Annotated in this window: 2 protein-coding genes; both read left to right on the top strand. The window is 67.8% G+C overall.

Annotation, left to right across the window (positions count from 1 at the left end; all coding sequences use genetic code 11):
- Positions 1-1194, top strand: a 1194-nt coding sequence (locus O9335_RS13145; RefSeq protein ID WP_298388831.1) for an alpha-amylase family glycosyl hydrolase, incomplete at its 5' end; no start/stop codon positions are given.
- Positions 1194-1883 (top strand): hypothetical protein (locus O9335_RS13150; RefSeq protein ID WP_298388833.1); only part of this gene is annotated, 690 nt, incomplete at its 3' end. The genes O9335_RS13145 and O9335_RS13150, both read left to right, overlap by 1 nt.

Below are 1883 nucleotides of genomic sequence, written 5' to 3' on the forward strand. Positions count from 1 at the left end.
GCGTACACGAACCACAAGTACGACGCCTTCGACTACAACGCCGTGAGCCCCGAATTCGGCACGCGCGACGACGTCAAGGCCTTGGCCAAGGACGTGCACGAGCGCGGCATGAAACTGGTGCTGGATGGCGTGTTCAACCACATGGGCCGCAACTCGCCCAAGTTCAAAGACGCCGAGGCCAACCCCAAGAGCCCTTGGCGCGACTGGTTCTACTTCGGCCCCCAGTACCCGGGCGGCGCGCGCTCGTGGTGGCTGGCCGAGAACCTGCCCGAAATCAACTTGGAGAACCCCGCCGTGCGCGACCACGTGTACGCCGGGAAAGACTCGGTGGTGCGCGGCTACCTAAGAGACGGCGTGGACGGCTGGCGCCTGGACGTGGCCGTGGATATCGGCTTCGAGCACCTGCACGGACTCACGCGGGCGGCGCACGCCGAGAAACCCGGCTCGCTGGTGGTGGGCGAGATCGCCAACTACCCCAAAGAGTGGTTCCCCGCGGTGGACGGCGTCATGAACTTCACCCTGCGGGCTGTTCTGTTGCGCCTGGTGGAGCAAAAGATCGAGCCGCAGCACGCCGCGCGCATGATCGACCGCATGGTGCGCGAATCCGGCATCGAACCCATGCTCAAGAGCTGGCTCATGCTGGACAACCACGACGAGCAGCGCATCGCCACCCGCGTGCCCGACGAGGCCCAGCGCCGCCTCGCCCAGGTGCTGCAGTTCACCCTGCCCGGCGCGCCCAACGTCTACTACGGCAGCGAGCTGGGCATGACCGGCGGCGGCGACCCCGAGATGCGCGCCCCCATGCGCTGGGACTGGGTGCGCGACGACAACCCCACCTTGCGCTGGACGAAGCAATTGATCCAGCTGCGCAAGCAGCACCGGGCGCTGCGCGTGGGCGATTTCCGCCTCGTCGAAAGCAACCGGCTGTTCGCCTTCGAGCGCCACACCGACCGCGCGGCCGACACCGTGGTGGTGGTGATGAACCCCACGTCCCAAACCGTGCGCGAAACCGTGCTCGTGGCCAACGCCAAGCTGATGAACAACTGGATGCTGGTCGACCAACTCGGCGGCGGGCCCAAGCAAATGATCGTGACCGGTCTGCTCGACCTCGAACTCCCTCCCGGCGCCTTCCGCGTCTACGTGCCCGAGCTCAGCCCGGGCGGCGGTTACAGCGCCTACAAACGAGTGCAGTGATGAAACTTTGGACCCTGGGCCTGGCCCTCGCCCTCAGCGCCGTGGGCGCTTCTGCCCAAGCCGCCTGCACCCAGGCGCCGCTGAAAGGCCGCGACGCCTACGTGCGCGGCAGTTTGAACGGCTGGGCCGCCGACGAGGCCTGGCGCATGGCCTGGCGCTGCGACCACTACGAGCTCATCGCCGCACCCAAGGGCGAGCACCAGTTCAAGTTGGCCGACGACGACTGGAGCGCCGACGCCGATTGGGGCGCCGAGCCTGGCGCCCGCGCCCGCCCGGTGCGCGCGGAGGGCAACGCCCTGTTCCTGCGCGGCTCGCCCCTCGAAGCCCATTTCGACGGCACGCCCAAGCGCTTCGAGCTGCGCTTCGCCCAAGGTCTGACCCAACCCCGATTCCGCATGAGCGACTGCCAAGCCAAGCCGCCCCTGGGCGACACCCAGCTGTACCTGCGCGGCACCATGAACAACTGGGCAGCGCTGGACGACTACGCCTTCCGCTGGCACTGCGACGCCTACGTGCTGAACGTCGACCTCAAGAACCGCCACGACTTCAAGATCGGCGACGCCGCTTGGGGTAAGCCCAGCATCGTGGCCGCCAACGCCGCGGGAGAGGCCGCCACCGAAGCCCAAGGTGGCAACGGCAACTTCCAGCGCAGCTTCCAGGGCGAGCACACCCTGACCCTGCGGTTCGAC

Origin of the sequence: Inhella sp. (assembly GCF_027532025.1) — a bacterium.
Classification (GTDB): domain Bacteria; phylum Pseudomonadota; class Gammaproteobacteria; order Burkholderiales; family Burkholderiaceae_C; genus Inhella.